We start from the raw sequence: 3,837 nt of genomic DNA, 5'->3' as shown, positions 1-3,837 counted from the left end.
ATCCTGACTACTCACGTGATGTACTGGTCACCAACCGACGAGGACGACTATTGTGTTAGAAGCTTATCGTAAACATGTCGCAGAACGTGCTGAGCTAGGAACTGTACCACTTCCATTAAATGAGAAGCAGGTAGCAGAATTGGTTGAGTTACTCAAAAACCCACCAGCGGGCGAAGATGCGTTCTTGATGGACTTGCTTGAAAATCGTATTCCTGCCGGTGTTGACCAAGCTGCCTATGTTAAAGCGGCATTTTTAGCAGCTATCGTTAAAGGTGAAGCGACCTCTTCACTCGTTAGTAAGAAAAAAGCGGTTCAAATCTTGGGTACGATGCAAGGTGGTTACAACGTTCAACCTTTAGTTGCTGCTCTTGATGATGCGGAAGTAGCACAAGAAGCTGCCGATGCGTTGAAAAAAACCTTGTTGGTATTTGATGCGTTCAATGATGTGACCGAAAAAGCCGAAGCGGGCAATACTGTTGCTAAAGAAGTCGTTCAATCTTGGGCAGACGCTGAGTGGTTCTTGAGCCGTGATGCTGTACCAGCAAAGACCACTTACACGACGTTTAAAATCACTGGCGAAACCAATACCGATGATTTGTCTCCTGCGCAAGATGCGTGGAGCCGTCCTGATATCCCATTACATTCATTAGCCATGCACAAAAACTCTCGCGACGGCATTACTGCTGACGTTGAGGGTGAAATTGGTCCAATGAAGCAAATTGAAGTATTAAAAGAAAAAGGTCATCCATTAGCCTATGTTGGCGACGTGGTAGGCACCGGTTCTAGCCGTAAATCTGCGACCAACTCAGTATTGTGGTTGATGGGTGATGATATCCCTAACGTGCCAAACAAACGTGGTGGTGGTCTAGTACTAGGTAACAATATTGCACCTATCTTCTTCAATACTATGGAAGATTCTGGCGCATTACCAATCGAAAAAGTAGCGGTTGATAACCTAAATATGGGCGATGTGTTTGACATCTATCCGTATGATGGCAAAATCACCAAGCATGACTCTGATGAAGTATTATCAACCTTTAAGCTAAACTCGCCAACATTGCTTGACGAAGTTCGTGCTGGTGGTCGTATTCCACTCATCGTTGGTCGTGGTTTGACCAATCGTGCCCGTGAATATATGGGTTTAGGTCATTCAGACGTATTTGCTAAGCCAGAAGAGCCTGTTGATACCGGTAAAGGCTTTACACTAGCGCAAAAAATGGTTGGTAAAGCTTGTGGTCTAGCAGGCGTTCGTCCTGGTATGTACTGCGAACCAAAAATCACTACCGTCGGTAGTCAAGATACCACTGGGCCGATGACCCGTGATGAGCTAAAAGACTTAGCTTGCCTAGGTTTCCAAGCAGATTTAGTGATGCAGTCATTCTGTCATACCGCTGCTTATCCAAAGCCAGTTGATATCGAAACTCAGCATACCCTACCTGACTTTATCATGAACCGTGGCGGCGTAAGCTTACGTCCAGGCGATGGTATTATTCACTCATGGTTGAACCGTATGTTACTTCCAGATACCGTTGGTACTGGTGGTGACTCGCATACCCGTTTCCCAATCGGTATCTCATTCCCAGCGGGTTCTGGTCTAGTCGCCTTTGCTGCTGCTACTGGTGTTATGCCACTTGATATGCCTGAATCTGTCCGTGTTCGTTTCATCGGTGAGCGTCAAGCCGGTATCACGTTACGTGACTTAGTCCATGCGATTCCTTACCAAGCAATCAAAGAAGGTCTGCTAACTGTTGATAAGAAAGGTAAAATCAACGAGTTCAATGGTCGTATCCTTGAGATCGAAGGTCTTGAAGACTTAACTGCTGAGCAAGCGTTTGAATTGTCTGATGCGTCAGCTGAGCGTAGTGCTGCTGGTTGTACGATTACTTTATCTGAGAAGTCAGTTGCCGAGTATCTAACGTCGAACATCACATTATTAAAATGGATGATCTCAGAAGGCTATGGCGATGCGCGTACTATTAGCCGCCGTATTGAGCAAATGCAAGAATGGCTTGCGAATCCAAGCCTGATGCGTGCTGATGAAGATGCAGAATATACCATCGATATGGTTATCGATATGTCTGAAATCAAAGAGCCGATTCTTTGTTGCCCGAACGATCCAGATGATGCGAAAACATTGGCTGATGTCGCTGGTGACACCATTGATGAAGTATTCATTGGTTCATGTATGACTAACATCGGTCACTTCCGTGCTGCTGGTAAATTGCTAAAAGATGTCCCAGCAGGTTCTTTGCAAACTCGTCTATGGATTGCGCCACCGACCAAAATGGATGCGCGTCAATTGATGGAAGAAGGTTACTATAATATCTATGCACAAGCCGGCGCTCGTACTGAGATGCCAGGTTGTTCATTATGTATGGGTAACCAAGCACGTATCGCACCGAACTCTACTGCGGTATCGACATCAACCCGTAACTTCCCGAATCGTTTAGGTCAAGGTGCTAATGTATATCTAGCGTCAGCTGAATTGGCTTCTGTTGCTGCGGTACTTGGTAAATTACCAACCAACGAAGAGTATCAGCAGTATGCTGGTATGCTTGATAGCATGGGCGAAGAAGTGTATCAGTACATGAACTTCGACCGTATGGAGTCTTATACTGAAGAAGCAGATAAAATTAACGTTGCTCAGTTGAGCTAAGATTTTAATACACACGTTAAAATATATCTATAAGAAAAACCCGTATCGTCATGATGCGGGTTTTTTTAATGTAACCCAAAAGAGTGGGTGTCCGATATGACTACTTCTATGTATAATAGATCAGCAGGCGGAAACCGTGGCTCTGCAATTCATTTATCTTTTTCTATCTCGGGACGGACCGATACTTTATTAAGCACATATGTGCTTTGGAGTCTTGGTTGATTACTTTGTCCCCCATCAAACGTCGTTTGGTCTATGTGACGGTTTTTGAAATCATTGCTATCATCTCATCTACTTTGGTTCTTATGTTGTTAAGCAACAGTAGCGCCGCAGAATCTCTACCAGTTGCTGTGATGGTGTCATTGGCAGCGGTGATTTGGAATTTTATCTACAATACGGCGTTTGAAAACTGTGAACGACGTAAGCAGGTAACGCAGCGCACGTTCTTCATACGTAGTGCCCATGCGATAGGTTTTGAAGGCGGATTGGTTCTGATTTGCCTACCGCTATATATGATTTGGTACGATGTTGGTTTTATCCAGGCATTTATGATGGAAGCTGCGTTACTGCTATTTTTCTTAGTTTATACTTTTCTCTTTACATTGGGTTTTGACAAAATATTTACCTTACCGCATCAACATAAAAATACCTCTATTTCTTAATAAAGAATAATATTGTTGGAAGTTATTGCAAATATTTATTGTTTAGATATTCGTTGTTTATAATGCTTTACCCAAAAAAAGACTACCTAATGGCAGCCTTTTTTTGATGATATTGCAAAGAGCAATGTTATCAGTTTTTATTTACCCTGATAAACCGGCTTACGCTTTTCCATAAAGGCACTAATACCTTCTTTAAAATCATCGGTTTTAGCAAGCATCGTTTGTTGATCTACTTCCATCTCTAGCGCTTCATTCAAACCCATATAAGCATGCGTATTAATCATATGCTTCATCGATGCCAATGCTTGGCCGGGAAGGTTGCTTAGACGCGTAGCCAACGCCAACACGCTAGCATCCAAATTCTCTGCGCTAACAACGTCATTAACTAAGTTTAAGCGTGCCATATCTTCCGCTTTTAGCTTATCACCCAACATCACCATCTCAGTAGTCTTTGCGACGCCAATCAATTGATTCAATAAATAAATACCGCCAGCATCCGGAATCAGACCGATATTGACA

At 43.3% G+C, this 3,837-nt stretch carries 3 protein-coding genes; 2 read left to right on the top strand and 1 reads right to left on the bottom strand.

What is annotated here, in order from left to right; translation table 11 throughout:
- Positions 1-52 precede the first annotated feature (52 nt).
- Positions 53-2,656, top strand: coding sequence for a bifunctional aconitate hydratase 2/2-methylisocitrate dehydratase (gene acnB, locus VLN09_RS11810; protein ID WP_325246753.1), 2,604 nt, complete (start codon positions 53-55; stop codon positions 2,654-2,656).
- A 218-nt stretch (positions 2,657-2,874) separates the two neighbouring features.
- A complete protein-coding gene (locus tag VLN09_RS11805) occupies positions 2,875-3,318 on the top strand; it encodes a PACE efflux transporter (protein ID WP_325246751.1) in 444 nt (147 codons plus the stop codon).
- A 137-nt stretch (positions 3,319-3,455) separates the two neighbouring features.
- On the opposite strand, the gene VLN09_RS11800 is transcribed toward VLN09_RS11805, so the two are convergent.
- Positions 3,456-3,837, bottom strand: a 382-nt coding sequence (locus VLN09_RS11800; protein WP_325246750.1) for an enoyl-CoA hydratase/isomerase family protein, incomplete at its 5' end; no start/stop codon positions are given.

This window comes from Psychrobacter sp., from assembly GCF_035469765.1.
In the GTDB taxonomy this organism is placed as follows: domain Bacteria; phylum Pseudomonadota; class Gammaproteobacteria; order Pseudomonadales; family Moraxellaceae; genus Psychrobacter.
The sequence above is the reverse complement of the archived record's forward strand: the minus strand, read 5'-3'. Positions and strand labels throughout refer to the sequence as shown.